Source organism: Vibrio sp. 1288, from assembly GCF_033344475.1.
Genome location: NZ_JAWPOX010000334.1, coordinates 1 through 807 on the forward strand (window position 1 = coordinate 1; position 807 = coordinate 807).

General features: G+C 40.9%; 1 protein-coding gene. It reads right to left on the reverse strand.

What is annotated here, in order from left to right:
- Nucleotides 1-50: 50 nt before the first annotated feature.
- Nucleotides 51-807, reverse strand: a 757-nt coding sequence (locus tag R8O11_RS26595) for a D-alanine--D-alanine ligase (RefSeq protein ID WP_318194792.1), incomplete at its 5' end; no start/stop codon positions are given.

Consider the following 807-nt stretch of genomic DNA (forward strand, 5'->3'; position numbering starts at 1 on the left):
CGTGCTCTATTCAACTATTTCTAACACAAAACGTATCGCGTGAACGTTAATCACTTTGCACTATTAATACAATCTTCAAGAAACTCATGGAACTTGTGACCATTGTTTTGAAGCATTTTAGGGAACATTGAAATTGGCGTCATTCCTGGGAATGTATTCACTTCATTCAAGTAAATTTCATTATCTTCCGTAAGGAAAAAGTCGATGCGAGACAAATGACGAAGGTTCATTTGTTTGAATACGGTTTCTGACGCATGACGAATCTTATCGATCTGTTCTTGAGTCAGGTTCTTCGCTTCTACTTCTGTTAATGAATGGCTTGAGCTGCTGTATTTTTCATCGTATGAGTAAAATGCACCATCGGGTGCGATCACTTCACCTGGCTTAGTGATGTGCAGTTCACCGTTCATTTCATAAGCTGCGACTTCTAACTCACGAGGTTTTACCGCTTTCTCTACAAGTACTTGATCTGAATAACCAAACGCATCGTTTACTGCTTTAGCGATAGCTTGTTTTTCCGTTACACTGTAACACCCAACAGACGAGCCCTGACGTGCAGCTTTAACAAACACTTTCCCCCACTTTTCAAAGGCTTGTTCAGCTTGTCTGTGAGCGTGTTCATCATTGCGAGTTAGGAATAAGTAAGGTGTATTTGGAATGTCTAAAGCGTCGTACCAAAGTTTTGATGTGATTTTATTGAAACTGTTGCTGCTTGCTTCTGGTCCACATCCTAAGTATGGAATACCGGCAATTTCGAATAGTGATTGAATGTCACCAGTCTCGCCAGGAAAGCCGTGAATACAAGGC